Origin of the sequence: Metabacillus hrfriensis (assembly GCF_030127205.1) — a bacterium.
Taxonomy (GTDB): domain Bacteria; phylum Bacillota; class Bacilli; order Bacillales; family Bacillaceae; genus Bacillus_P; species Bacillus_P dongyingensis.
In genome coordinates, this window is sequence record NZ_CP126116.1 from 4,468,716 (window position 1) to 4,495,055 (window position 26,340).

A 26,340-nucleotide genomic window follows, 5' to 3' on the forward strand; every position below is an offset into this window, starting at 1 on the left:
AAGTGAGACTTCATTAAGTGGGGGGTTTTTTCATCCCCCACTTAATGGTAGCGAAACTTATCGGATCTTTACGGGCAGTTTACCCTCACCTATCTTTTTTGCTGCTTTATAAATTCTTGAATCTTAGGTAAGGGACTTACTGCCCGTTAAGAATGGGGTAAATACCTATTATTAGGCTAAGCCAAATGGATGTTAGGTTCATCTAAATGTATTAGTGAGCGTGCATTTAGTAGTTTCTTCGTATACTCATGCTGCGGCTCATCAAATAGCTGAAACACATTCGCTTTTTCTACAATCCTGCCATTCTTCATAACGGCAACCTCATCTGCCATTTCCGAAATGACTCCGAGATCATGGGATATTAAAAGAATAGCTGAACCATATTCAGAGCGAATTTTATCTAAGTGGTACAGCACTTTCTTCTGATTATTGACGTCAAGTGCGGTAGTTGGTTCATCAGCAATAATAACAGCTGGATGTAAGCATGCTGCAATGGCAATCATCACCCGTTGCAGCATGCCGCCACTCAATTGAAAAGGATACGATTTTAATAGGTTAGCAGGATTGGGTAAGTTCACATGCTGCATTGCCTCGATGGCAAGCTCTGTTGCTTGTTTTTTATTCCATTTTGTATGAGATCGAATGGTTTCGATAAATTGATGGCCGATCGTAAAAACAGGTGTAAAAGCATTCATCGGATTTTGCATAATAAAGGCAATATCCTTGCCACGGATCTTACGCATTTCTTTATCGGCTAAACCGTTCAATTCACGTCCTTGTAATGTTATACTCCCATCAATCGTTGTCGTTTTCCGATCAAGAAGTTGAAAAATGGACATACTTGTAACAGTTTTACCGCATCCACTTTCCCCAACTAGACCAAGAACACGTCCAGGCTTTAGTTCAAAATTTATCTCTTGAACAAGTGGGGTAACACCATCTTTTGTTTTTACCTGTACATGTAAATCTTTCACTTGTAACACATTCGACTGTTCTGCACCCAATATTCTCATCCCTTTTTAAAATCTACGTTTGACATCGTACCGTTCAGATAACGCTTCACCTAGTAAATTGAATGTAACAATAACGAGCATAATGATCAAACCTGGATAAAGCATTAATTCTGGATTTGTCCGAATATACGATTTCCCTTCGTGAATCATCGCTCCCCATTCAGGTGTAGGGGGTTGCACTCCTAATCCTAGAAACGACATGGCGGATATATCCATAATGGCCCAGCCCATTTCTAATGTACCCATGACGACAAGTGGCGGGAGTACATTTGGGACAATATGATTTTTAATAATCTTCCATTGAGAAGAGCCGCTTATTTTCGCAGCTGCAATAAAGTTTTGTTCTTTCAGACTAAGGACCATTCCTCGGAACATTCTTGCATAGTAGACCCATTGCACAAGCATCAACGCGATGATCACTTGTGTAAGTCCAGGTCCGAATATGCCAACAAGTCCAAGAATAAGGATAAGACTTGGAAAAGCCATGACACCATCGCAAAACCTCATCAATACATGATCAACAAGGCCGCCCTTATACCCTGAAAAGGTTCCAACAAGTAAACCAATGAGGATGGATGAAAGAAAGATTAGCATCGCAAAACCTAATGAAAGGCGCGCCCCATATAAAATACGCGATAGATTACATCTTCCTAAATGGTCCGTTCCTAATGGATAGGCCCAAGAAGGAGGCTGAAGTTTATAAGCTAAGTTGACAGCAATCGGATCATTGGGTGCAATCCATGGAGCAAAGATAGCAATGATAACAAGAATACTTAATATAATCGAGCATATGGAAATAACTTTTTGACTTCTGAATATCTTAGGTAAACTTATAATCATTGCTGCTGCCCTTCTTTCCTGGAAATGCGCGGGTCAATATACATTTGAATTAAATCAACAAGTAAGTTACTTAAAATAAATAAGCTGGCTGCAATCAGCACATAACATTGAATGACCGGTATATCACGATTAAAAATAGCTTCAATAAAATAACGACCAAACCCTGGCCAAGAAAAAACTGCTTCCACGATGATTGTTCCAGTCAGTAATTTTCCAAGATTCATCCCAAGACCAGTAATCATCGGGGAAATGGCAATCCTTAAGACATGCTTGGCCATAATCGTTTTTTCGTTAATTCCTCTTGTCCTGGCAAATAGCACATATGGCTGTTGCAAGTTTTCAAGAACACTCGCACGTAACAATCTTGTATAGATTGCAATTAAAGGAAGGGCAAGTGTAACGGAAGGCAGAACAAGATGCTGCCATGTCCCAATTCCTTCAACTGGAAAAAGGTCAAGTTTAACAGAAAAGAAAAAAATTAAAAGATAACCGAGCCAAAAAGAAGGAATCGATGCCCCTAAAAAGGAGAGAATCCTGCTAAAATGGTCGATTAGGCTATTTTTCTTTACTCCAGCAAGGAAACCTAACGGGATACTCACTAGTACAGCTATGACGATACTTCCTAGAGCAAGCTGAAAGGTAGCCGGTAATCTCGATGCAACCTCATCCAAAACAGGCTTATTCGAAACATAAGATATGCCAAAATCAAGCTGGCATATCTTCATAATAGAGTTTACATATTGAATGAGGAATGGTTGGTCTAAACCAAACTCATGTCTTTTTTGCTCCAAAATCTCATCGGTCGGCTGAATATGGGCGGCTGCTAAGTAGGCCTCAGCCGGGTCTACCGGTGAAAGGTGAATCATTCCAGTTGTAAGTAATGTTGCTAAAAGAAAAACTGGAATAATAGATATCATTCGTTTAAAAATATAGGTGCCCATGAAAGCCTCCTGCTACTTACTGCTCTTTGCTAATTCCCGTAAATGGATGTTCGTCTCGATTAGCAGGGAAAGTAAAATTAGTAACATCCTTTTGATAGATTGCTGTTTTCTTAACATAAGAGATCGGAATAATGGCTCCCTGATCTTGGATTGATGTTAAGATTGACGAGTAAAGCTGTTGGCGTTTTTGCTCATCTGTTGTTTTCGGAACCTCGGCGATTTGTTTAAGTAATTCAGCTTTGTTCGGATATGCTGATATCGCCTCATTAAAGCCAAATCCTTCTGACAAAACAATGTTTAAGAACGTATGTGGATCATATGGAGCTCCGTAGTTACTAAAGAAATTAATATCAAACTTATTATCTTTAAATCGCTGAATTTGCTCTGTTAATTCAACTCCAACAATGTTTAACTTCACACCAATGGCTCCCCACTCAGCTTGAAGCGTTTCTGCCATTGTTTTTTGAATTGATTCTGCTGAATCATACATTAACTCGACTTCAAGAGTCTGTCCATCTTTTTCACGTACCGTTTTTCCTTTAGGAAGCGTCCACCCTGCTTCATCTAATAACGATTTCGCTTTTTCTACATCATAATCAATGACCTTTGCTTCATTGCCCTTCGTATAAGGGAGGTTTGTCGGTAAAATATAATCTGCTTTTTCCTCGTAACCAGATGTAATCCCTTCAACAAGTGCTTCTTTATTAAAACCATAATGTAACGCTTGACGTACCCGTTCATCGGAAAGCTGTTCTTTCGTTGAATTGATGACGAGCTGCCTTGTTGCAACTGGTTCAGAAATGCTAGTTTCATAATCTCCAGTAGATTCCAATTGTTTGAAAGAATCTAAACTGATAGAACCTTCTCCGTAAATAAGGTCCAGCTCACCTTTTTCAAAAGCAAGTACCCGCGTTTCCGCATCAGGAATGACTTTCACTTGGATTTTCTCTTCTTTTGGAAGCTCACCCCAATAATTTTCATTACGCTTGTAAATAGCATATTCATCCGCTTTATGTTCTTCCAAAATCCATGGACCTGTACCAATCGGTTCAACGACACCTTTTGAGGTATCACCATCTTCAGGAAATCCAGCTTCGCCTAAGAAACGAACTGGTCGAACAACAGCTAACTCCTGGATCGTTGGATAATATGGTTCAGTTAATGTCAGTTTAAACTCATTTTCGTCGATTACATCTGTTCGATCTATTTTCGAAATAAAACCTAACCAGCTATGTAATTCTACATTATTTAAAATGGTATCGAAATTCTTTTTCACAATTTCTGCATTAAAGCTTGTTCCGTCGGAAAATTTCACATCTTGACGCAAATGAAACGTATATACTTTCCCGTCTTCAGAAATTTCCCATGACTCAGCTAGATGTGGTTTTAGTTCGCCACCCTCTTGGTAGCTTACTAACGGTTCATACACCATCGACTGAGCAAATAATTGTGAAGGATTATAAATATGCGGATTCATTTCTCCTACATCTCTCGGCCAAGCCAATGTTAGCATATTGTCATGATCGTCTTTTGGCGCTGAAACATCGTTAGCTTTTGTACAGCCAAATAATAGTGTTGATAATAATAAAATAAATACAGTTATAAATAACATCTGTCGGCTATTTCTTCCATTAAACATAATGCACTTCCTCCAGGTCGCTAATGATAATCATTTTCAATTGTAATCAGTATGCATGATACTGTCAATACAATGTCAGAAACTTTCGAAAACCGATATGGACACCTTTAACTTTTACTCTTCTTCAACAATCTGGCCCTTTTGCGAAATAACGGTTATTGCCTTCTTAAAATAAATGTCCAAAACCCCCTCCTTAAATATTAGAAAGGCACAGCATTAATTTGTTAAATGCTGTGCTGATTTACCGTTTTGCGCCTCTTAACTTAAAACGTTACAAGCATTTTAATCATCTATTAATCGGCTCGCAAACTAAAACTTTGCTGCAGAAAATTAGTCCTTACTGTGAACTTAATGTACAAAATATAGTTAACTTACTTTAATAACTTTATTTTGTAAACGTTTTCATTTCAGAATATTTTGTATACACTTTATTTACTAACAAAAGAGGTGAAGACCATGCTTGCATTATTAGGATTTTTAATGATAATCACATTCATGATTTTAATTATGACAAAACGGCTAACGGCTATGATTGCACTGATGGTAGTTCCAGTTGTTTTTGCATTAATCGGCGGATTCGGAAAAGAAATCGGACCCATGGCGCTTGATGGCATAAAAAGTGTAGCACCCACAGGCATAATGATCCTATTTGCCATTCTCTTTTTCGGCATAATGATTGATGCAGGAGTATTTGATCCTATTATTTCAACCATCCTGAAAGTTGTAAAAGGAGATCCTGTAAAGATAGCCATCGGTACGGCAGTCCTCGCATTGTTGATTTCCTTAGATGGGGATGGAACCACAACATATATAATTACGATTTCTGCCATGCTTCCATTGTATAAACGAATTGGCATGAGGCCGCTGATATTAGCAGGGATTGCCGTATCTGCTTCAGGTGTTATGAACCTACTGCCATGGGGAGGACCTACTGCCAGAGCCATGACGGCATTGAATCTTGAGATGTCGGATATTTTCACTCCAGTCATTCCCTCAATGGCTGGCGGAATATTGTTTGTATTATTCATGGCTTATTGCCTTGGAAAAAAAGAGCGCAAAAGAGTGGGTATACTTGAAATTGATTACAGCACAATGGCCATGCAGCAGACGGCGGCTTCTGCAGAGGAAGCTGGTATTAAAAGGCCAAAACTAATTGTTGTGAATTACCTGTTAACCATCATGCTTTTAGTGGCGCTAATCAACGAAGTCCTGCCGACTACTGTCTTGTTTATGATTGGTTTTGCCATTGCTATCACGATGAATTATCCAAAATTAAGTGACCAAAAAGCGAGGATTTCAAACTATGCTGATAATGCTTTATCAGTCATTTCAATGGTGTTTGCAGCAGGTATTTTTACAGGTATTCTCTCAGGGACTAAAATGGTAGATGCCATCGCAAACACTATGATTACGCATATACCTGATGCCTTTGGTTCACAATTAGCTCTTATTACAGCGATACTAAGTGCTCCCTTTACTTTTTTCATGTCCAATGATGCATTTTACTACGGCGTTTTGCCATTGCTCGCCAAGGCGGCTGCCGGATATGGAATTGACCCTGCATTTATTGGACGTGCATCACTTCTCGGATTGCCTGTCCATCTATTAAGTCCGCTAGTACCGTCGACATACCTTTTAGTCGGAATGGTTGGAGAAGATTTCGGGGACTTGCAGCGCACCTTCCTGAAATGGGCCTGCGGATCGACAGCCGTAATGATTTTAGTAGCTCTTGCCTTATCAATTATTCCTTTATAATAATTAAAAAGAAGGAATTCAACCCTAAAAAATAGAGAAACCCCGGATGTTTTTTATACAGGGTTTCTCATTCTATTTATTTTATAAAGTGCTCCAAACTAAAAAACCTATCTCTGAACATCTGCTCCTCAGAAATAGGTTTCTATCATTATGAAATCCCGTTTTTCAATTTCTAAAACCCAATTCTACTTTCTGCTCTTGTAACCTGTTAAAAAGGTTAAGACACAGTAAGCTGCCAAACGGCTCGTCATATCCCGAAAATCGAGTGTCGGGTCAATTTCAACAATATCCATTGCTTTTACAGCTGGAACTTCTCCTAAAAATCGTATAGCTTCAATCAGCATCCGTGAATCCATCCCGCCTGGACCAATGGCAGGGCAGCCTGGTGCAAACGCCTGATCCATTACATCCATATCAAGAGATACGTAGATGACGTCAACTTCTTTCAGGAGCCCACTCACACTCTCTTGTAAAATTGAGAGAATTCCTCTTTTGTACACGTCTTGCACGGTGAAGATATGGACACCCTTTTCTTTGCCATAATCGGTATATTCTTTGCCATTTGAAAAGTCGCGGATGCCAATTTGATAAAGGTGTTTTCCCTGCAGTACACCTTTTTCGATCAGCTGTCTAAAAGGTGTTCCATTTGACGGTCCTCCATCTTCAAGGTTCCGCAGATCGTGGTGCGCGTCGAACTGAATAATCCCAGCCTTTCCTTTTTCTTTTTGAAAAGCTGTAAAAATCGGCGCTGTAACAGAATGATCGCCCCCAAGAAAAATAGGAACCATTAAAGGATGTTCACCCAAAACTCCTTCCACCGTCGTTTCAATCCTCCGGTGCGATTCAGATAGATCTGTTACATGCATGGATATATCCCCAAAGTCTATGATTCTCTCTTTTTTCAAATCTGTATTGTTCTGAACAGAGTAGGTGGTAAAAGCGTTCATCATTTTTCTTATTGTTTCAGGAGCAAAAGATGCCCCTGAATGACTGATCGATGGCTTCGATAATGGAACTCCCACTAACCCAATGCCTTCGGCAATTTCATGATCCCGTTTTTTCAATAACGTTCCCGCCCGTGAAATCCCGCGGTCTACGAATCTTGCATCATGTGAAAGAAAGGGAAGACGGTTCACAGTGATCCCCCTTTTCATATACTATGGCACCTTTCTTGATAACGGTCCCTGCGTGATTCACTCCGAAATGATAAGGGATATATTCATAGTTTCCCGCATCCCAGATGACAAGGTCCGCCTGCTTCATTGGCGCGATTATCCCCCGTTCGCCGCCTAACCCGATGGCATGGGCTGCATTAATGGTGACAGCATTCCAAATTTCTTTGACCGTCATTTTATAGATAACCGCTGCGAAAGACATGATCAGCTGCAGATTCTCAGTCGGGCAGCTCCCGGGATTAAAATCAGTCGCAAGAGTCACCGCCACTCCTTCCTCGAGCATCTTTCTTGCTTTGGCATGATCCGGTTTGTTCAGATAAAAAGAAGTACCGGGCAGCAGGCAGGCGATAACCCCTTTTGCAGCCAGCTGCTTAATGCCTTCATCTGAAGTTCCAACTAAATGCTCTGCACTGACAGCACTGAGCTCAGAAGCCAATTCTGCTCCTCCTAATGGATCAATTTCATCGGCATGAATTTTCACCTGAAATCCTTTTTGCTTTGCTTTTGATAAAAACACTCTGGACTGTTCAATCGAGAAAACGCCTGTTTCACAAAAGATATCTACAAATTGGGCTAATTCTTCTTTTTCAATGACATCAAGCAGCTGAACCATTTCTTCTAAGAAAACATCCGGCTGATGCTTATGCTCTGGAGGTATGGCATGCGCACCCAAAAAGGTTGAAACAACTTCGGCTGCGTGCTCCGCGTTTAATTTTTTTGCGGTCCTAAGCTGCTTCAGTTCTGCTTCTGCGTTCAGTCCGTATCCGCTTTTCGCTTCAACCGTCGTCATTCCATATGAAAGCATCCGGTCAAGATGGCCGGCTGCTTTTTCATAAAGCTCCGCTTCACTTGCAGCCCGCGTTGCTTTTACAGTCGAAAGAATGCCGCCGCCCTGTTTCAGGATTTCCAAGTAAGGAACACCCTGCTGCTTCAGTCCCATTTCATGCTCACGGGATCCGGCAAACACTAAATGAGTATGTGGATCAATGAGGCCCGGTGTAACAAGCTTCCCTTCACAATCCATTCTTTTTTCAGCCGTCCACATAGCTGCTTCTTCGTTTGAACCTATCACAGCTATTCTCCCATCAGCAATCGCAAGTGCCTTGTTTTCAAGTACAATCAGCTCATCCATGTCCCTGCCGCAGAGTGGACCTTCTTTTTCATAATCCATTGTTAAGAGCTGGCCTATATTTTCAAGTATTAGATCATATTTCATGAAAGAACCTCCCTCTATTCCTGCATTGGAATACGTACATTATGTTCTTTTGCAAAAGTCTGTGCCTCTTCGTAGCCTGCATCTGCATGACGGATAATGCCCATCCCGGGATCAGATACGAGAACTCTTTCTAATTTGCGTTTTGCTGTTTCCGTTCCGTCAGCAACAACAACCATACCGGAATGCAGAGAATAGCCCATTCCTACTCCGCCGCCATGGTGGAAGGATACCCAGCTCGCTCCGGCTGATGTGTTAACTAGTGCATTTAACACTGCCCAATCTCCTATTGCATCGCTTCCGTCCTTCATCGCCTCTGTCTCGCGATTTGGCGAGGCAACTGAACCGCAGTCAAGGTGATCGCGTCCAATGACGATCGGTGCTTTCAGTTCTCCCGTCCTGACTAATTCATTAATGGCGAGGCCCATCTTCACCCGTTCACCGTAGCCGAGCCAGCAAATACGTGCCGGCAGTCCCTGAAAAGCAACATGCTCATGTGCCATATCAATCCAGCGCAGAAGGGCTTCATTTTCAGGAAAAAGCTCCTTAATCAGCTGATCTGTGCGGTGGATGTCTGCAGGATCTCCAGATAGAGCTGCCCATCTGAAAGGACCTTTGCCCTCACAGAACAGCGGACGAATATAGGCTGGCACAAAGCCCGGAAATGCAAATGCATTTTCCACTCCTTCGTCCTTTGCTACCTGGCGAATATTATTGCCGTAATCAAAGACGATGGTTCCGCTCTTTTGAAGCTCTAACATGCATCTTACATGCTCAGCCATAGATTTTTTGGATTTCTCAACATACAAATCTGGATGATCCCTTTTTATCTGCATCGCTTCATCCATCGATAAACCATGCGGAAAATACCCATTTAACGGGTCATGTGCGGATGTCTGGTCAGTAAGGATATCAATCTTTATGTTTTTCTTAATCACTTCATGAAGGACATCTACTGCATTTGCCACTAATCCAATTGAAAGGGCTTTGCCTTCTGACTTAGCCTTCATTGCCCACTGCACCGCTTCATCAAAAGAATGAGTCAGCCTGTCACAATACTTTGTCGCAAGTCTCTTCTCAATTCTGCTTTGATCAACATCGGCAGCAATAACAACTCCGCCGTTCATCGTTACGGCAAGAGGCTGTGCCCCTCCCATTCCGCCAAGGCCCGCCGTTAATGTAATTGTGCCTTTTAAGCTCCCGCCAAAATGCTCTTTTGCCACAGCAGAAAACGTTTCATAGGTTCCTTGAAGAATTCCCTGTGTTCCGATATAGATCCAGCTTCCCGCCGTCATTTGCCCATACATGGTCAGGCCTTTTTGATCAAGCTCGTGGAAGTTTTCCCAATCTGCCCATTTAGGGACAAGTACAGAGTTTGAAAGCAGAACCCGCGGGGCATGTTCATGCGTTTTAAAAATCCCTACAGGCTTCCCCGATTGAATGAGAAGTGTCTCATCATGCTCCAATGATTTTAACGATCGGACGATTCCATCCAGTGACTCCTGATTTCTTGCAGCCTTTCCAATTCCTCCATAAACAATGAGCTCCTCCGGCTTTTCTGCAACCTCAGGATCCAGGTTATTCATCAGCATGCGAAGCGCTGCCTCCTGCTCCCATCCTTTACAGTCTAATTCAGTTCCCCGTTTTGCTCCTGTGAATTTTGCTGTCATGATAAAATTTCCCCCTTTGTATCGTAATAATCTTTTTTAAATCTCTTTACATCTGCTTTTTTCAGCCAGGCCGCAGCTGCTTCTATATCCTTTGAAAATACTCTGTCCTTCGTAATAGCCGGGACAACAGTTCTTCCATGAAAATAAAATGTTCTTGTCGTTTCCGACATTTTCTCAATTCCCCGGTAGGCTGCTGCCTCCATCGCACAAATCAATTCAATGGCAAGAACACGTCTGCAGTTTTGAATAATTTGATAGGCGTGCCTTGAGGCAATCGTACCCATGCTGACGTGATCCTCCTGATTGGCTGATGATGGAATTGAATCAACACTTGCCGGGTGTGCAAGCGTCTTGTTTTCAGAGACAAGCGACGCAGCACAATATTGCATGATCATCGCTCCGGACTGAAGACCGGGCATTGGACTCAAAAACGGCGGCAGATCATTGAGCTGCGGATTGACAAGTCTTTCGATTCTGCGTTCCGAAATATTTGCAAGCTCGGCGATGCCAACCTTCAAGAAATCCATGGCAAACGCAATTGGCTGACCGTGGAAATTCCCTCCTGACAAAACCTTTTTGCCATCATCAAAAATCAGCGGATTATCCGTAGCAGCGTTCATTTCAATTTCAAGCTTATCTTTTACATAAGAAAGGACCTGAAGACTTGCCCCATGAACCTGCGGAATGCACCTTAATGAGTAGGCATCCTGAACTCTCAGCTCTCCCTGATGCGTCACGAGATAGCTGCCATTTAAAATCCCGCTGATTCGCTCGGCTACTTCAATTTGTTCTTTGTAGCCCCGGGCAATATGAATGTCCTCATCAAACGCATCAATGATTCCTCTCAGACCTTCAATCGTCATCGAAGCAATGTAGTCTGCCTGCAGCGCCACCGCTTCAGCTTCGATGTAATTGACGAGGCCCATTGCTGTCATTGCCTGTGTGCCATTGATTAAAGCCAGACCTTCTTTAGCCTGCAGAGTAACAGGGTGAAGTCCCGCTGTCTGAAACGCTTCTGCAGTCTGCATTTTCCGCCCCTGGTAAAAAACCTCACCTTCACCTACAAGAACAAGAGCCATATGAGATAAAGGCGCTAAATCCCCGCTCGCACCAAGTGAGCCCTGCTCGGGCACAACAGGATGAATTTCATGATTCAGGAGTGAAGCAAGTAAAGATAATACCTCTTTGCGGACACCGGAAAAACCTTTCAATAATGCATTAAGCCGAAGCAAAAGCATCCCCCTGGAAACCTCTTCAGGAAACGGATCTCCGACACCGCATGCATGACTTCGAATCAAATTGATTTGCAGCTCTTCTGCATGTTCCGCATCAATCAGTACATCGCTGAACTTCCCAAATCCCGTTGTAATACCGTAAACGACCTTCTTCTGAGCCACTATGTTTTCAACCGCTTTTCTGCTCTTTTCTACCTTATCCCAAACATAGTCAGGAATATGGATCATAGCTTTTTCATATAAAACCTTCTTTGCGGATTCAATTGTGAGTGTACTTCCCGTTAATTCGATCATAATCTGCTCCTCTTTTGATTAAAATGAAAAACAAAAAGGAGGCCATACCAATAGAAACACGTTAAACCGTGTTTTCTACCGATACAGCCCCCTGCTATCTATTAACTATGGGCGCATCTTATATATGATTAATTCCCAAACCCATTGCCTCATGCTCTGATCCTTTAACAGGAGCACCTATTGTGCCGTACAGAGCAATCGCGATCCATTCACCTTCCGTTTCTGCCTCGTAAGGCTTCCCCCGGACAATGGCAAATCGAAGACCAACTGTTCGCAAAACACTTCCAAGCTGAACCTGCCCTCTTGTCACACCATGAAGCGCTTCCATGATGGCATGATATAAAGCGTGTGTTTCGCGGTATCCATCAGGTGATATCACACCTGAACGCTTTGCTGCAGTTTCAATGGCCGCCACTACTTTATGCGTCTCCATTGAACCCGTTTTCCCCTGACAAAATTGAAACCCCTGCTCTGTCAGCTGTTCCCCGTAAAAATGATCATTTTCACCGATTAGAACGAGCTGCATGGCATTTCTCCCAATACGATGATCCGGTTGTATGCTCATATCTATTCTCACTTCATACTGAATTTTCTGATAAACTAATGTCTACCGTTAGTGTATGATTGAAATGGATTTATGTCAAGATGCCTTTGGATGTTTTGTCAGATTTTCCAAGGGACATACATCCTTAAAATAAACAAACCGCCCTTATAATAAGGACGGTCCAATCAAACATTATGCTGATTTGGCTAATTGGGCCCGCGGGCTATTCCAATTTGCAAGCCATTTTTTAACGGCTGCAACCATAATAATAATCCCTAAAATCAGCATGATAATGGATAATGCTGCGTTTAACACGCTGTAGCCAGGTGCAGCTGAATTAAGATACACATTTTTAATCATCCAGTAGCCCGCATAGTTTACAGTTACATACAAGTATGCAAGCGGTATCAAACACGTGAGCATGTATCTGCGTTTATCTGCAATTTTCAAAATAACCGTTGCTCCGACAATCAATCCGATTGAGGCCATTAATTGGTTAGATACACCGAACAGCGCCCATACGGATCCAATGTCTCCAGTAAAGAGCAGGCTGCCCCACAAGAAGCAGGCCAATGCACTTGCAAAAACAGCTCCCGGGATCCAGTCCACTCGTTTCATTGGTTTATAAAAGACACCCGCGAAATCCTGAATCAGATAACGGGAAACACGTGTACCTGAATCAATAGCTGTTAAAATAAAGAGCGCTTCAAACATGATAACAAACTGGAAGAAGTAAGATGAAAGCTTGCTGAACCATGGAATTTCAGTAAAGATATACGTCATTCCAACAGCCAGTGTAACCGCTCCGCCAGTTCTTCCTTCTAAGTTCAGCCCAATTGCCTCGCTCAGCATTGGAAGGTTTACAACATCCATGCCCAATGTTCTAAACACTTCAGGTGTAGAGTTGATTGCAAAATAATCTCCAGGCTGCAGGGCTGTGGCCGCAATTAAAGCCATAATCCCTACTAAACATTCTACAAGCATGGCACCAAAGCCAACTACTTTTATATCACTCCATCGATCGATCATTTTTGGTGTTGTACCAGATCCAACAAAGGCGTGGAAACCTGAAATTGCGCCGCATGCGATCGTAATGGAAATGAACGGCCAAACCGGTCCTGCCAGAATGGGACCTCCTCCATTAACAAACTCTGTTACAGCTGGAAATGGAATATCGGGATTTACAACGAAAACTCCCAGGATAAGAGCAATAAAAACTCCGATTTTCATAAAGCTGCTCAGATAGTCCCGAGGTGCAAGCAATAACCACACTGGCAAAGCTGCGGCAAAGAAAGCATAGATCGGCAAAATAATAGAAAGGGTTTTCGAATCAAGGGTCAGCCAGTCACCAATGATCGTATTCTGAATGTATGGACCTGTAAAAACTGCAGCTAAAATCAAAATAAAACCTGCAATAGAAGCCCCTTTTAGATTTCCGGTCTTTTTGTGATACAAACCTACTCCCATTGCAATTGGAATCGTAATTCCAACTGAAAAAGTTCCCCACGGATTTTTTTCCAAAGCGTGTAAAACAACCATGGAAAGGCCTGCCATCGTAATCGTAATAATAAATAACATTGCGAGGCCTGTACAAAAACCTGCTACAGGACCTAATTCTTCTTTAGCAACTTCAGCTAATGATTGACCATTTTTTCTCATTGATGCAAAAAGGACAACTGCATCATGAACGGCTCCGCCGATTACTGCCCCAATTAATAACCACAGCAGCCCGGGTAAATAGCCAAATTGAGCCGCTAAAATAGGACCTACCAATGGACCTGCAGCTGCAATGGCAGCAAAGTGATGGCCAAAAGTAACCCAGCGGTTCGTAGGCACATAATCTTTTCCATCCTCAAGATCATGAGCTGGCGTTTTTTTGGAATCATCTAATTTTAAGACCTTTACAGCCAGAAAAGTGCCGTATAAACGATAAGCTATCATTAAAATACACATGGATCCTATTACAATTGTAATCGCATTCATTTTGCACTGCCTCCTAAAACCTTATTCGTAAAATTATCATACTAAATGAAAGCGAATTCACAGCGTTTTCATGATAACCTGTCGGATATTAGGAATGAGGTGCAAAATAGTCAGGTTGAAATGCAAAAGAATGAAAGCGGTTTTTTCAGCAAGAATTAAAATCCCAGCCGCTGTTTCAGCTCTTTTACATAAGTACGGCTTACCGGTACTTTCGATCCATCTTTCATGATGAGATTATATGTTGAGTTAAACCATGGTTCAATCTCTGAAATGTGCTGCAAATTGACAAGAAAGCTCCGGTGTACACGCACAAACGAATCATGGCTCAGTTTCTTCTCAACTGTTACTAACGGTTCTCCCGTTTTATATTCCTGCTCCATTGTTTTAATAAGCGTTTTTCCTTCTGCAGAACCAACGTAGACAATTGCTGGAATATCTACTAACGCGATCCGTTCTTCAACCAGCAGAGGTATTTTCCCTGTTTGTTCCATTTTATAAGAACGGGTATCTGATCGGGTTTCTATTCCGCCAATCGTTTTAAGACTGAAAATTTTATCTAAGGTTTGTTGTATCCGCAATTCATCAAATGGTTTTAAAATATAATCAACTGCATCCAATTCAAATGCTTTTAAAGCATATTCATCATAAGCAGTAGCAAAAATGATTGCAGGTGAAGGTTCTAATGCTCGAATTTGCTCGGCTAACTGCAAGCCGCTGTCTTCGGCAAGTTCTATATCCAAAAACACGAGATGCGGTTTGCGATCAAGTATTTGCTGGATAGCATCTTCTATGCAGTCGGCTTCCCCAACAATTTCTATCCTCTTACTCCTAAGCAGGAGATATTTTAATTCATCTCTCGCCAACGGTTCATCATCTACTATAAAAGCCTTTAACATGGTTTTCGTATACTCCTTTTTTATCAAGAGGTATTGTTACAAGTACTTTTGTACCTATACCTTCTTCACTGTGGATATGGATGCCAGCTTTCATATTGTATATCCCTTCCAGCCGCTCACGTATATTTACCAGTGCAGTCCCAGTGCCCTCTTTAGACTTTACAGCTTGTTTTCCTAATGACTCTGTCTCATCTTTAGTCATTCCTTTTCCGTCATCTTCAACCAATACATACATTTTTTCATCCTTTGTATAGGCGTGAATCAAAACATGACCTTTGCTTTTCACATGAGAAAAAGCATGACGGATGGCATTTTCTACTAGCGGCTGTAATGTAAATGGAGGAAGAGTAACCTTTTCAAGGCCTTCTTCCATTCTTAACGTGATTGTATATTTATTTGGAAAACGTGCTTGTTCCAATGATAAATAAGCTTTAACGTGTTCCAATTCTTTTTCAAGCGTAATGACCGTTTGACGGGATCCCTGCAAATTACTGCGGAAAAATACACTGAGCTCCAGTAATAGTTTTCTTGCTTTTTCAGCATCCGTACGGCATAAAGCAGAAATTGTATTGATGGCATTAAACAAAAAATGAGGATGAACCTGAGCCTGTAATGCTTTTATTTCCGCATCTTTCAACAATTTACTTTGCAGCTCTGCTTTGGCTAGTTCCAATTGAGTTGAAAAAAGATTCGCCAACCCTTCTGCAAGCTCTTGTTCAACTTCATTCATTTGATTTGGATGCTTAAAATACAGTTTAAGAGTTCCTGCCGTTTTATCATGTACTTTTAAAGGCAGAACAACCGCTGCCTGTAATGGGCAATTTTCATTAAAACAGAAGATCTCTTCCTTTTTCCTTGCAGTTATGATGGTTCCTTCTTCAAGCACTTTTTTCGTTAATCCGGTCGCAAGTCCTTTCAAAGGAAGATGATGGTCGGAAGCTGCACCTACATGTGTTAATACTTGCTTCTGATCGGTAATTGCCACAGCGTCTGCATCTGTCAGCCTTAACAAAATTTGCGCCACTTCTTTACATGAGTCAGGATTCAAACCCTGGCGAAAGAAAGGCAGCGTTTGATCGGCAATGTGGAAGGCTTTATTTGTTTGTACTGCACGTGCACGTTCTTCCTCGCGAAAGATGGATTGAATAATAAACATAAACAAAAGTGTCCCGAATCCATTAATTACAATCATCGGAATCCCGATCACCTTAATAAGATCCAAGGCCATTTCAAAAGGTTTTGTGACAAGCAGGATAATCCCCATTTGAATGATTTCCATCACTACACCTACACTTACCGCAAACAACGGGGTAATCCTGGATTTTTTGCGGTATTGTACACCTATATATCCTGCGGCAAGGCCCGCTAAAACAGCTGAAATTGCACATGCCTCTGCTGTAAAACCACCCAGAGTAAACCTGTGAAGCCCTGCAATCAAACCAATACCCAGTCCAACAAATGGCCCGCCAAGCAAGGCGCCGATTCCAATACCTAATATTCTTGTATTGGCAATGGCACTATCAGGTTCAACCTCCAAAAGCCAAGTATGCTCCGCCGCAGAATTAGGATTAATTTCAATTCCCGTATAGTTGCTCATGATCCCAAAAATTCCAAATACAGCAATCAATAACATCTTTCCTGAAATCCGCTGATCATTATTTATAATTCTTTGGAAAGATTTAAGTCTTGAGAGCAAGAATGCAACAATAAAAATAATGCCCATTCTTTCTAACATTAACGGCAGTAAATGCATCATGAGGAATCATCCTTTAAATTTATCATTCCATACATCTTACAACAGAGAATAATTTATTGTCGATTTCTCTATCCTTATCGCGGTTATAAAGAAAAAGAGCAGAACCATATTTGGTTTGCCCTTATCTGTCATTTTTTGATACACCTATTCTTAAAATCAAGTTGCAATTGTCGTATTTTGATCGATCAGCAATGCGAAAGTTTCCTGATCGGATTTAGACGGGAGTTCATAGTTGTCCTTATACACTTCGCTCCCTTTTCCGGTGACAAGGATCCAATCTCCCGCTTTTGCCATATCCCAGGCTTTTTTTATGGCAAGTGTCCTGTCAGGTATGATAAGATCCGCTGCTTTGCCGGAAGCCTCACGATATTTTTCAAGCTCTGCTATCATATCGTTTTGATCAATTCCATTAAGATCATCTAACGTCAGAATTGTGCAGTCAGTCATTTGCGATGAGACTGCCATCATTTCATCCCGCTTGCTTTCATCACGGTCTCCCCTGAATCCAAATACATGCACGATTCGTTTTGCCCCGCAATCACGGGCTGTTTTTAAACAGTAAGAAAACGCATCAGCTGTATGTGCGTAATCAATGACAGCCGTGGCATCATTGGGATGACTGTACATTTCGAACCTGCCCGGAATTCCCGGAAATGATTTGAATGCATCAATCAGCCGGTCAGATTCAATTCCTATTTTTCTGCCGGTCAGATAGGCCATGGAAGCATTATAAATATTATGAAGACCCGGAATTGTCATCTGAAAATGAAGCTGTTTTCCAGACTCTGTGACTTGGAAATCTGAGCAGTGAACATCACTTTTAGAATCAAAAATAAGATCGTCCTTATCTGTTTTTCCAAAAGTCGACACCTTGATTTTTCTCTGGTTCAGCAAATCCGTCAGCTTTTCTCCCCACTCATCATGAGTGCTGATAATAGCTTGTCCGCCTTCTTTTAACTTTGAAAAAAGCAGCTGCTTCACTTCAAAATATTCTTCAATCGTATGATGATAATCCAAATGCTCATGAGCAAGATTTGTAAACAGACCGATGTCATATTCAATGCCTTCAAGCCTTTTTTGAGCTAAGCCATGTGAAGAAACTTCCATAATGACAATATCATCATCGCTTTTGGCTAAAAGCTTTTGTAATTCCAGTGAATCAGGTGTTGTATTTTTCGAATCATAGGTCTGCCCATTTATTACATTGTGTACAGTTCCAAACAATGCACAAGAATAACCTGCATATTCAAGGATATGTCTGAGCATAAAAGAAGTTGTAGTTTTCCCGTTTGTACCCGTAATTCCGATCATAATGTGTTTAGCAGACGGAAAATCATAGAAATGTGCCGCCAGATTAGCCAGTGAATCACGGCTATTCTCAACTCTTACATAGGGTACGGTCAAATCTGCCAAATTCTGCTCTCCAATTACTGCCGCCGCACCTCTATCTATTGCATCCTGTATATAATCGTGCCCATCACGCTGATATCCTGTAATGGCTACAAATAAATAGCCCTCTTCTGTTTTAGAAGAATTTGCTTCAATTCCTTTAATATCAACAGATTCCAGTTCTTCGCTGCAGAAAGCAGAATGACCGGTCTCCTCTAACATTTTTTGTAGTTTCATGATTGAACTCCCTTATATGGTGGCATCCGTTCATATTTCGGTTATTTTATGTAACTTTAGGCAATGTTATTTGCGTGCATGAAATTGCGTTATCATATTTGTTCGTAATGATTCCTGTTTTATGAGGGAAGATGCGGGAAGAAAATGCTGGATGATTATTATGGGGATCCCTCAAAAAGAAGGGAGTTCTGGCTTCTTACATTGTTTTTATGACCGCTCTGCAATAGTTTCTGCTGACGACTTTCATCGGATTTGTGGCCGCTTTCCAATTACCTCCTTAATCTCATATCAGCACTCTTCAGAATCCCGGTTTACAGCAAAACAAAAAAAACAGCCCCGAAAACCGGGGCTGTACAAAAGGGGGGTAATCTATATTAACTATTCACAACCTCTTTCTGAGACAAGGTTATTTTTTCCGTTACCTTTTCTCCCTGGCGGTAAAATTCAACATCAATTTTATCGCCGATACTTGTTTGTGAATAGAGGAATTTGCGAAGCTCATTTGAATTTTTGATCTTCGTTCCATTCATTGCAACAATGACATCGCCTTCCTGCATTCCTGCTTCTGCAGCTGGTGAAGACGGGCTTACTCCCTGAACGAAGACTCCCTCTGTTATTTCATTCGGCAGCTGAAGTGTGTTTGTACGGTATTGTTCAGGCACTTCGCTTAAGTCAAGGAGTCCTACTCCTAAGAACGGACGGTCGACTTTTCCCTTTTCAAGCAGTTCATCAACGATTGGCTGAAGGTCGTTGCTTGGTATAGCAAATCCTAATCCCTCAACACCATCCTGTGTGATTTTCAAGCTGTTGATGCCAATGACCTGGCCGCTCATGTTCAGCAAAGGTCCACCGCTATTCCCGGGGTTAATTGCCGCATCCGTCTGAATAACATTCAATTCCCAGCTGCCTTCTGAAGTTGAGATGGGAATGGTGCGGTCCGTTCCGCTTATAATACCTTCAGTAACGGTGCGGGAGAAATCCAGTCCAAGCGGATTTCCGATCGCAACGACTCTTTCACCTGCACGAAGCTGTCCTGAATCGCCGAAGTCGGCAACTGTTTTTGCAAACTTGCTGTCAATTTTAAGAACGGCTGTATCTGTCAGCGGATCAGCTCCAACAAGCTCAGCCTTCGATTTTTCTCCATCTGAATAGGAGATTTCGATGCTGCTTGCACCCTCAATTACATGGTTATTTGTAATAATATAGGCTGTTTCCCCATCTTTTTTGAAAATAACACCTGAACCCGTGCCTGCTTCAGCATCCTGTGTTCCGCCGCCAAAACCCTGCTGCTGCTGTTTGTTTGATATCCCGACAATCGCAGGCGACAGATTTTCGACCATGTCCGCAATGTCGCTCGTTTGACTGATAGGCTGTGTGTTCACAGTACTTGAGTCGTTTTCTTCTTCAGCCGTATTAGAATCAATGGAATAAGAAGGTTCCTGTGTGCTTGTCTCATCATCAAGGAAAGGCTGTACCCCAAGCACCAGCGCTCCGCCTACTACCCCGCTGATAACAGATGACATAACCGCTCTCCATCTGGACGGCTTTTTTTGAGGATGTCCCGATCTGACCATGATCTCGCGTGCGTCCGGGTCTAATAATGTATCTTTTCGTTCTGTATCGTCGTAATATCCCATCCTGATTCCTCCTAGTGAATTTCTTTGTTAACCCTACTATAAAAAATCATTTTGGGAGAAAGATGAAAAGATTATGTGAAATTGTCAAATGATGACCTTATCCGTGATGACATTGTATAATTACGTTTAAGAAGGAGCGTGAACTAGATTGTCCTACTCTATTTTTCTTGTGGAAGACGAACAGAATTTAAATGATTTGCTGACAAAATATCTGGAAAAGGAAGGCTTTAAGGTTACCTCATTTACTAATGGGGAAAATGCGCGCCAGGCCATTCATGAAACTCCTCACCTTTGGGTTCTCGATATCATGGTGCCGGATTTTGACGGCTATCAATTAATAAAAGAAATTAAAGCGGCATCGTCAGATACTCCCGTTATTTTCATTTCTGCAAGGGATACAGATATTGACCGGGTGCTTGGGCTTGAGCTTGGAAGCGATGACTATATTTCAAAGCCGTTCCTCCCCCGTGAACTTGTGATTCGCGTTCAGAAGCTGCTGACCCGTGTTTATGAGAGCAGCTCAGTTAAAACAAGCGTGCAGCTTCCGCCTTATACCATTGATGAAAGTGTGCGTTCTGTCTCGCTGAATAATGAAAATCTAAATCTGACTTCTAAGGAATTTGATTTATTGCTGCTGTTTCTGCATAACAAAGGTCAGGCTTTTTCGCGCGAACAAATGATTGAGCACATTTGGGGCAGCGATTATTTTGGCACAGACCGGGTGGTTGATGATCTCGTCCGCCGGCTCCGAAAAAAAATGCCTGACTTAAAAATAGAAACCATCTACGGATATGGGTACAGGATGCTGACAGGATAATGAAAAATAAATCATTGACTTTTCAAATATGGATTGTGATCTCAGGCATTCTTCTCGTCATTTCTTTGATGCTGATGATTATTTTCCCGACTACACTCAGGAATTTTTTCACGAAAGAAATCTACACAACGATTGAAAATGAACAGCATATATTGACGGAATACCACCTACAGGGAAATATCCAAATGGATCCTCTTACCGGAAATGGAGAGAAGCTCTCCCCTGACCGTTCGGTTCAGCACATCATTCTCCCTGAGAGCACGCCTTTTTTTTACAACGAAAAAAAGCTGCCGCTTAGATTTCTTCAAGAAACGCAAACACTTGCTTCTGCTCAAAAGGATATTACGGAAGAATACTCAAGGGAAATTAATAATGAACGGCTCTTTTTTGTAATCAAGAAGGTGACAGTTGACGGCCAGCCGGCTTTTCTTCTTTCATATGCATGGGACTCTTACCGGAATGATCTTGTTTTGACTTTATTTAAGCAGCTTGTCTTAGTCATGATCATTGTGTTTCTTTTCAGCTGGATTCCATCTATTTGGCTTGCGAAGTATCTGTCGCGTCCAATTGTTTCTTTAGAAAAGGATGTTAAAAGAATTTCGAATGAAGATTGGCATGAACCGGTTGTACTTGATCGAAGTGATGAAATCGGAAAACTTGGAGAAACAATTGAAGTAATGCGGAAACGGCTTGTTCAAAAGGATGAAGCACAGCGCACCCTGCTGCAGAACATCTCTCATGACTTGAAAACACCGGTCATGGTAATCAGAGGATATGCGAAATCTGTAAATGACGGCATTTATCCTAAAGGCGATCTGACCAGCACGATGGATGTTATAGAGGAAGAAGCGGAGCGTCTTGAGAAAAAAATTAAAGACTTGCTGTATATAACGAAGCTGGATTACTTATCTTCACGCAACTCAGGCAAATCGGCGGAGGTTGAGCTGAATATGACGGTTCGCGAGGTCATTGACCGCATCAAATGGTCACGCCAGGAGCTTGATTATGAAATAAAACTGGACCAGGCGGCTATTCATGGCGATGAAGAGCTGTGGATCAAGCTGCTTGAAAACTTATTTGAAAATCAGCTCAGGTATGCGGATTCAATGATCGGTGTTCATCTAAAAAAAGCGGGGAATGACTTCCTTCTTAAAATATGGAACGATGGACCCCCGATTGAAGAAGACATTCTGCCTCATCTGTTTGAGCCATTTCATAAAGGCAGCAGCGGTGAATTCGGGCTTGGGCTCAACATCGTAAAAAGAATTGCTGAGCTTCATCACGGTACAGTTTGGGCTATGAATGAGGATGGAATGAGTACGTTTTATGTGAAAGTACCAAAAAGATAGCAGACGGCCTTTTTAAAAGGCCGTATTTTTATGTTGAAGTCCGTGATTTCTGTGCTAGCATCCAATAACAAAAAAGAACAGCTTTCATGCTGCTCTTTCAATTCCCATCTTAATTAACATCTCCCAAATAAATCTTTTCCGGATGCTTCCCAGATTCAAGCTCCATAATGGAAGGCAGCATCGACATCGGATAAAGCCGATAATCGGTTAGATTTTTTACGGGCAGCCATTCTACACCAATTTGGCCGTCATCCGGAATGATGCCTGCTGCCGGTGCAGGCTGCCCTTCTTTAATGCGGCATAGAAACATCAAATCCAATTGATGGAATTCTCTATCCCAATCAAACCCATGATTGCCCCCAACATAATCCCGAACAAAAATCAGGTCATCAATCTCAACTTCAACCCCAATCTCTTCCATGCACTCTCTTTTCAAATTTTCATGAAGGTTCTCGCCATGCTCTTGTCCGCCTCCTGGCAAAATGTAGAATGGTCCAATCTCATCTTCTTTCTTGATGACCAAAATCTTGCTTTCTTGAATAATAATAGCTTTTGATGCTGTACGTACCATATATGTTCTCCTTTTGACTGAAAATTTCATCCTCCCCAATTATATTGGAACTTCTGAGAAAATTGTCATTTTTGTACAGTGTTTCTTTTAATATCCTGTCGGCCAATTCGCTAATCTGCGTTCACTTTTTGTCCCATTTTTAACAACGGCAAATTCTAGCGCTTTACACAGATATTTCCTTGTGTCCCTTGGATCGATCACATCATCAATATAATGCTTGGATGCTGCTTTGTACGGGGAGCTGTCAAAGGCCCATTGCCCGAGCAATTTCTTCCTTGCTTCATCCTGACTGATTTCATTCTGGAGCTGCCTGCCGTATACAACATTGATGCCGACCTCTGGTCCAGTGAAATTAATTTCAGCTGTTGGCCAAGCAAAGACAAAATCAGCCCCCATCGTCGGTCCGCACATATTTCCGTAAGCAGCGCCAACGCTTTTTCTGATGACAACTGAGATTTTAGGTACAGTTGACTGAGCCAGTGCCTGATTCCAGATCATGATTTTAGTCGGCATTTTATCCCGCTCAGCTTCTTGACTTATTCTAAATCCTGGTGTGTCATGCAGGAAGATTAACGGAATATGATAGGAGTCACACAGACATATAAAATCAGTGGCCTTATCGCACTCCTTTGGTCCCGCAGCTCCGGCAAATTTCTTTGGCTGATTTGCAACGATCCCGACAACTCTTCCATTCATTCTGGAAAATACCGTAATTAGGCCTTCTCCATAAGTAGATTTATATTCAAAAAACTGCTGATTGTCTACGATTTCCCGAATGATCTCCTTCATATCATAGACTCTGTTTTTCTGTCCCGGCAAAATATTCAATAGGTTTCCTGCACTGCGGTACGGATCATCATTTGTCTCAATGTAACGAGGCTCATCATCAGCATTTAACGGCATATAGCTGAAGAAGGTTTTCAGCTGCTCTATACATTGTTCTTCCGTACTGCCAAAGGAATCTGCCTGTCCTGTTTCTTCTGCATGAACCTGCCAGCCTCCAAGCTCTTCCGTATTAACCTTTTGACCTGTTGCCATCGAAAGCATTCTCGGACCTGCAATAGCCATACATGTTCCTTTTAGCATCGTGACAAAATCAGAGGATACCGCCATCCATGTCGGCCCTCCAAAACTGTCTCCCACTATCGCCGTCATTAAAGGCACTTGTCTTGAATGGGTTAACATTTCTTGAGGGAACAGCTTGTCGCTAATGCCATCGGAGCCCATCCCATCAGGCATCCTAAGTCCTCCTCCCTCATTCAGATTAAACAGCGGCAATCCCCGTTTCAAAGCATATTCATGTACTTTTTTGGATTTCCTTATATGAACAGATCCTTCTGTGCCGGCAAAAACCGTTTTGTCACCAGCCATAATAACTGCAGGCCGGCCATCAATTTTTGCTAGTCCGGTTATTAACCCATCCCCATAGCTTCTTTCTTCTGCACCTGGATAATCAGAGTGATTCAGCATCCCAAGCTCCAAAAAACTGTCAGGATCAGCCAGCAATTGGATTCTTTCTCTTGCAGTCTGAAAACCATTTTTGTGGAGCAAATCAATTTTCTCCTGCCCCCCGCCAAACTTGGCTTTTTCTTTTCTCCTTTTCAGATCCTCAACTGCGTCATGAACGGAATTCTTTACTTCATTCATTTTTTTACCCCCTCATTTTCAGGTGTTTTTAATAACCTCCTCAAAACTTTTCCTGAGCTTGTAGAAGGCAGTTCATCTCTAAATTCAATCTCTCTGGGGTATTTGTAGGCAGCCATATGTTTTTTAGACCAGTTAAAGATTTCTTCTTCCGTCACTTTTTCTCTCTCATTTGGTTTCAGCACAATAAAGGCTTTAACGCTTTCGCCCCGGACAGAATCCGGGATCCCGATGACAGCACTTTGCATAACTGCAGGATGCTCATTCAATAAAGCTTCAACATCTTCAGGGAAAACACTGTATCCTGAGCATTTAATAAGCTCCTTCATGCGGCCAAAGAAATAGAGATACCCCTCTTCGTCAAGCATTCCGATATCACCTGTAAAGACCCATCCATCTCTCAAGGTTTCAGAGGTTGCATCTGCTCTGTTTAGATAGCCTTTGAAAATCCCAGGATTCTTGACAGCAATTTCTCCTCTTTCGCCTGGAGCAGCCGGAGACCCTGTCTCACCAGCTATAATTTTGATTTTATTCTCATAGACTGGGATCCCGCAGCTTCCGAACTTTATCTTATCTTTAGGCATAAACGTATCACATGTATGGGTTTCGCTCAGACCATAAGATGCCTCATGCATGATGCATCCTTTCGTAAGCTCATGCCATTTATCAGCCAGTTCTTTTGTTACCGGCATTCCAAAGCTTGTAGAGGGATTATGCCTGAGAGATGTAAGATTTCTTTTGTCCGCACCCGGTGTATGTAAAATCGCTGCATTCATCGGTGCAACACTGTACCAAGTAGTTATTTTGTATGTTTCAATCACATCAATAGTAGTTTCAGGATCAAATCTGGTTAATAGATAACAAGTGTTTCCTGAGTAAACAGGAATATTCACACCCATGACCATTCCTGCAATATGACATAAAGGAGCAATCGCCAGTGAACGGTCATCTTCCCTCATTTCATTGGTTTCTGCAGTTGCAGCTGTTTTATAAAGAGAGCTTCCATAAGTTAGAAGTGCACCCTTTGGTCTTCCGGTTGTACCTGAAGTAAAGATCATTAATCCAATATCATTCCAGGTATCAATCTCCGCATTTTTATTCAGCGGATCCTCTTCTCTAAAAATATCATTCATATCATGTGCGGATTCAAAGGTTTGTTTTGAAATAGATAAGTCTTCAGGCAGCTTAAGAGCAGGCGTTTCAGGAATAAAATCTCCGTAATGAACGGTAATAGAAAGAATCGGATTATCCAGATCACTAACTGCTGTCTGAACCCTTGAATATAATTCGCAGCCGGCTATTATTCCTTTCATCCCTGCTTCTTTAAAAAAGTAGGACAGCTCAGATTCTTTGTACATTGGATTAAGGGGGACAACGATTCCTCCAATTTTTTGTATGGCATAATGCGCAATGATGTATTGAGGGCAATTCTGCATAAATAATCCCACTGCATCCCCTTTTCTTACATCATTTCGGTTTAAAAAACCGGCCAGCTGGCAGATTTTTTTCTTCAGCTCTTTCCAGGAAATTTCTCTTCCATAATACGAATAGGCAATTGCATCAGGTTTTTCATCACAATGCTGATCAATATACTCGTGAAGCGGTCTTTCTCCATGCCGGTATTGCAGGGTTTCCGGCAGATAGGATGGCCAATAAGACAGCTGAGTCATTTTCATTCCCCTTTTCCTTTATAATTGAACAGAGATAAACTGACCGGTTAGTATGTTGTGAGATTATTATAC

Annotated in this window: 20 protein-coding genes; 3 read left to right on the plus strand and 17 right to left on the minus strand. The window is 41.8% G+C overall.

Annotated elements, in window-relative coordinates; translation table 11 throughout:
- Window positions 1-176: 176 nt before the first annotated feature.
- The 4 genes from nikD to nikA are packed head-to-tail and all read right to left on the minus strand — an operon-like array spanning window position 177 to window position 4,433.
- Window positions 177-1,004, minus strand: a complete 828-nt coding sequence (gene nikD, locus QLQ22_RS22205) for a nickel import ATP-binding protein NikD (protein WP_223438111.1) — start codon at window positions 1,002-1,004, stop codon at window positions 177-179.
- 15 nt (window positions 1,005-1,019) lie between these two features.
- Window positions 1,020-1,853, minus strand: a complete 834-nt coding sequence (gene nikC, locus QLQ22_RS22210) for a nickel ABC transporter permease subunit NikC (RefSeq protein ID WP_284015571.1) — start codon at window positions 1,851-1,853, stop codon at window positions 1,020-1,022.
- The gene (nikB, locus tag QLQ22_RS22215; RefSeq protein ID WP_223438113.1) at window positions 1,850-2,794 is read right to left on the minus strand and encodes a nickel ABC transporter permease subunit NikB; all 945 of its coding nucleotides are present in this window, start codon (window positions 2,792-2,794) and stop codon (window positions 1,850-1,852) included. Before nikB ends, nikC begins: the two co-directional genes overlap by 4 nt.
- 16 nt (window positions 2,795-2,810) lie before the next feature.
- Complete coding sequence (nikA, locus tag QLQ22_RS22220; protein WP_284015572.1) at window positions 2,811-4,433, minus strand: nickel ABC transporter substrate-binding protein; 1,623 nt, start codon at window positions 4,431-4,433, stop codon at window positions 2,811-2,813.
- A gap of 417 nt (window positions 4,434-4,850) precedes the next feature.
- On the opposite strand from nikA, the gene QLQ22_RS22225 reads away from it, so the two are divergent.
- Window positions 4,851-6,188: a CitMHS family transporter gene (locus tag QLQ22_RS22225; RefSeq protein WP_284015573.1), complete on the plus strand. Its 1,338-nt coding sequence runs from the start codon at window positions 4,851-4,853 to the stop codon at window positions 6,186-6,188.
- 185 nt (window positions 6,189-6,373) lie between these two features.
- Here the strand turns inward: QLQ22_RS22225 and hutG are convergent, their stop codons facing one another.
- The 10 genes from hutG to QLQ22_RS22275 form a co-directional block, all read right to left on the minus strand.
- A complete protein-coding gene (hutG, locus tag QLQ22_RS22230) occupies window positions 6,374-7,324 on the minus strand; it encodes a formimidoylglutamase (protein WP_284015574.1) in 951 nt (316 codons plus the stop codon).
- Complete coding sequence (gene hutI / locus QLQ22_RS22235) at window positions 7,296-8,579, minus strand: imidazolonepropionase (protein ID WP_223438117.1); 1,284 nt, start codon at window positions 8,577-8,579, stop codon at window positions 7,296-7,298. Before hutI ends, hutG begins: the two co-directional genes overlap by 29 nt.
- Window positions 8,580-8,593: 14 nt before the next feature.
- The gene (hutU, locus tag QLQ22_RS22240; RefSeq protein WP_284015575.1) at window positions 8,594-10,246 is read right to left on the minus strand and encodes a urocanate hydratase; all 1,653 of its coding nucleotides are present in this window, start codon (window positions 10,244-10,246) and stop codon (window positions 8,594-8,596) included.
- A complete protein-coding gene (gene hutH, locus QLQ22_RS22245; protein ID WP_284015576.1) occupies window positions 10,243-11,775 on the minus strand; it encodes a histidine ammonia-lyase in 1,533 nt (510 codons plus the stop codon). Before hutH ends, hutU begins: the two co-directional genes overlap by 4 nt.
- 118 nt (window positions 11,776-11,893) lie before the next feature.
- A complete protein-coding gene (gene hutP / locus QLQ22_RS22250; RefSeq protein ID WP_223438120.1) occupies window positions 11,894-12,340 on the minus strand; it encodes a histidine utilization transcription antiterminator HutP in 447 nt (148 codons plus the stop codon).
- Window positions 12,341-12,511: 171 nt separating this feature from the next.
- On the minus strand, window positions 12,512-14,302 hold the full coding sequence (gene cstA / locus QLQ22_RS22255; protein ID WP_284015577.1) for a carbon starvation protein CstA: 1,791 nt from the start codon (window positions 14,300-14,302) through the stop codon (window positions 12,512-12,514).
- 155 nt (window positions 14,303-14,457) lie between these two features.
- Complete coding sequence (locus tag QLQ22_RS22260; RefSeq protein ID WP_284015578.1) at window positions 14,458-15,198, minus strand: LytR/AlgR family response regulator transcription factor; 741 nt, start codon at window positions 15,196-15,198, stop codon at window positions 14,458-14,460.
- Window positions 15,173-16,954, minus strand: coding sequence for a sensor histidine kinase (locus QLQ22_RS22265; RefSeq protein ID WP_252207412.1), 1,782 nt, complete (start codon window positions 16,952-16,954; stop codon window positions 15,173-15,175). The genes QLQ22_RS22260 and QLQ22_RS22265 overlap by 26 nt, the downstream gene beginning before the upstream one ends.
- A gap of 156 nt (window positions 16,955-17,110) precedes the next feature.
- A complete protein-coding gene (locus QLQ22_RS22270; RefSeq protein WP_284015579.1) occupies window positions 17,111-18,580 on the minus strand; it encodes a UDP-N-acetylmuramoyl-L-alanyl-D-glutamate--2,6-diaminopimelate ligase in 1,470 nt (489 codons plus the stop codon).
- Window positions 18,581-18,954: 374 nt separating this feature from the next.
- A complete protein-coding gene (locus QLQ22_RS22275) occupies window positions 18,955-20,217 on the minus strand; it encodes a S1C family serine protease (RefSeq protein WP_223438125.1) in 1,263 nt (420 codons plus the stop codon).
- A 148-nt stretch (window positions 20,218-20,365) separates the two neighbouring features.
- Here QLQ22_RS22275 and QLQ22_RS22280 point away from each other — a divergent pair, with 148 nt between their 5' ends.
- Together QLQ22_RS22280 and QLQ22_RS22285 are read left to right on the plus strand one after the other, a co-directional pair.
- Window positions 20,366-21,034, plus strand: coding sequence for a response regulator transcription factor (locus QLQ22_RS22280; RefSeq protein WP_284015580.1), 669 nt, complete (start codon window positions 20,366-20,368; stop codon window positions 21,032-21,034).
- Complete coding sequence (locus QLQ22_RS22285; RefSeq protein ID WP_284015581.1) at window positions 21,034-22,383, plus strand: sensor histidine kinase; 1,350 nt, start codon at window positions 21,034-21,036, stop codon at window positions 22,381-22,383. The genes QLQ22_RS22280 and QLQ22_RS22285 overlap by 1 nt, the downstream gene beginning before the upstream one ends.
- A gap of 109 nt (window positions 22,384-22,492) precedes the next feature.
- Here the strand turns inward: QLQ22_RS22285 and QLQ22_RS22290 are convergent, their stop codons facing one another.
- From QLQ22_RS22290 to QLQ22_RS22300, 3 genes are all read right to left on the minus strand, one after another.
- Window positions 22,493-22,954 carry an NUDIX domain-containing protein gene (locus tag QLQ22_RS22290; protein ID WP_284015582.1) on the minus strand — a complete coding sequence of 154 codons (462 nt, stop codon included), beginning with the start codon at window positions 22,952-22,954 and terminating at the stop codon, window positions 22,493-22,495.
- Between the two features lie 87 nt (window positions 22,955-23,041).
- Window positions 23,042-24,601: an acyl-CoA carboxylase subunit beta gene (locus QLQ22_RS22295; RefSeq protein WP_223438129.1), complete on the minus strand. Its 1,560-nt coding sequence runs from the start codon at window positions 24,599-24,601 to the stop codon at window positions 23,042-23,044.
- Window positions 24,598-26,274 (minus strand): class I adenylate-forming enzyme family protein, encoded by a 1,677-nt coding sequence (locus QLQ22_RS22300; RefSeq protein ID WP_284015583.1) that lies wholly within the window; start codon window positions 26,272-26,274, stop codon window positions 24,598-24,600. Before QLQ22_RS22300 ends, QLQ22_RS22295 begins: the two co-directional genes overlap by 4 nt.
- Between the last annotated feature and the right edge of the window lie 66 nt (window positions 26,275-26,340).

Coding starts and splice junctions, on each gene's coding strand:
- hutH (WP_284015576.1), bottom strand. CDS start 11,775: ATGATCGAATTAACGGGAAGTACACTCACAATTGAATCCGCAAAGAAG.
- QLQ22_RS22275 (WP_223438125.1), bottom strand. CDS start 20,217: ATGGGATATTACGACGATACAGAACGAAAAGATACATTATTAGACCCG.
- hutP (WP_223438120.1), bottom strand. CDS start 12,340: ATGAGCATACAACCGGATCATCGTATTGGGAGAAATGCCATGCAGCTC.
- QLQ22_RS22265 (WP_252207412.1), bottom strand. CDS start 16,954: ATGATGCATTTACTGCCGTTAATGTTAGAAAGAATGGGCATTATTTTT.
- QLQ22_RS22260 (WP_284015578.1), bottom strand. CDS start 15,198: ATGTTAAAGGCTTTTATAGTAGATGATGAACCGTTGGCGAGAGATGAA.
- QLQ22_RS22285 (WP_284015581.1), top strand. CDS start 21,034: ATGAAAAATAAATCATTGACTTTTCAAATATGGATTGTGATCTCAGGC.
- nikB (WP_223438113.1), bottom strand. CDS start 2,794: ATGGGCACCTATATTTTTAAACGAATGATATCTATTATTCCAGTTTTT.
- cstA (WP_284015577.1), bottom strand. CDS start 14,302: ATGAATGCGATTACAATTGTAATAGGATCCATGTGTATTTTAATGATA.
- QLQ22_RS22270 (WP_284015579.1), bottom strand. CDS start 18,580: ATGAAACTACAAAAAATGTTAGAGGAGACCGGTCATTCTGCTTTCTGC.
- nikC (WP_284015571.1), bottom strand. CDS start 1,853: ATGATTATAAGTTTACCTAAGATATTCAGAAGTCAAAAAGTTATTTCC.
- QLQ22_RS22300 (WP_284015583.1), bottom strand. CDS start 26,274: ATGAAAATGACTCAGCTGTCTTATTGGCCATCCTATCTGCCGGAAACC.
- QLQ22_RS22290 (WP_284015582.1), bottom strand. CDS start 22,954: ATGGTACGTACAGCATCAAAAGCTATTATTATTCAAGAAAGCAAGATT.
- hutI (WP_223438117.1), bottom strand. CDS start 8,579: ATGAAATATGATCTAATACTTGAAAATATAGGCCAGCTCTTAACAATG.
- QLQ22_RS22295 (WP_223438129.1), bottom strand. CDS start 24,601: ATGAATGAAGTAAAGAATTCCGTTCATGACGCAGTTGAGGATCTGAAA.
- hutU (WP_284015575.1), bottom strand. CDS start 10,246: ATGACAGCAAAATTCACAGGAGCAAAACGGGGAACTGAATTAGACTGT.
- nikA (WP_284015572.1), bottom strand. CDS start 4,433: ATGTTTAATGGAAGAAATAGCCGACAGATGTTATTTATAACTGTATTT.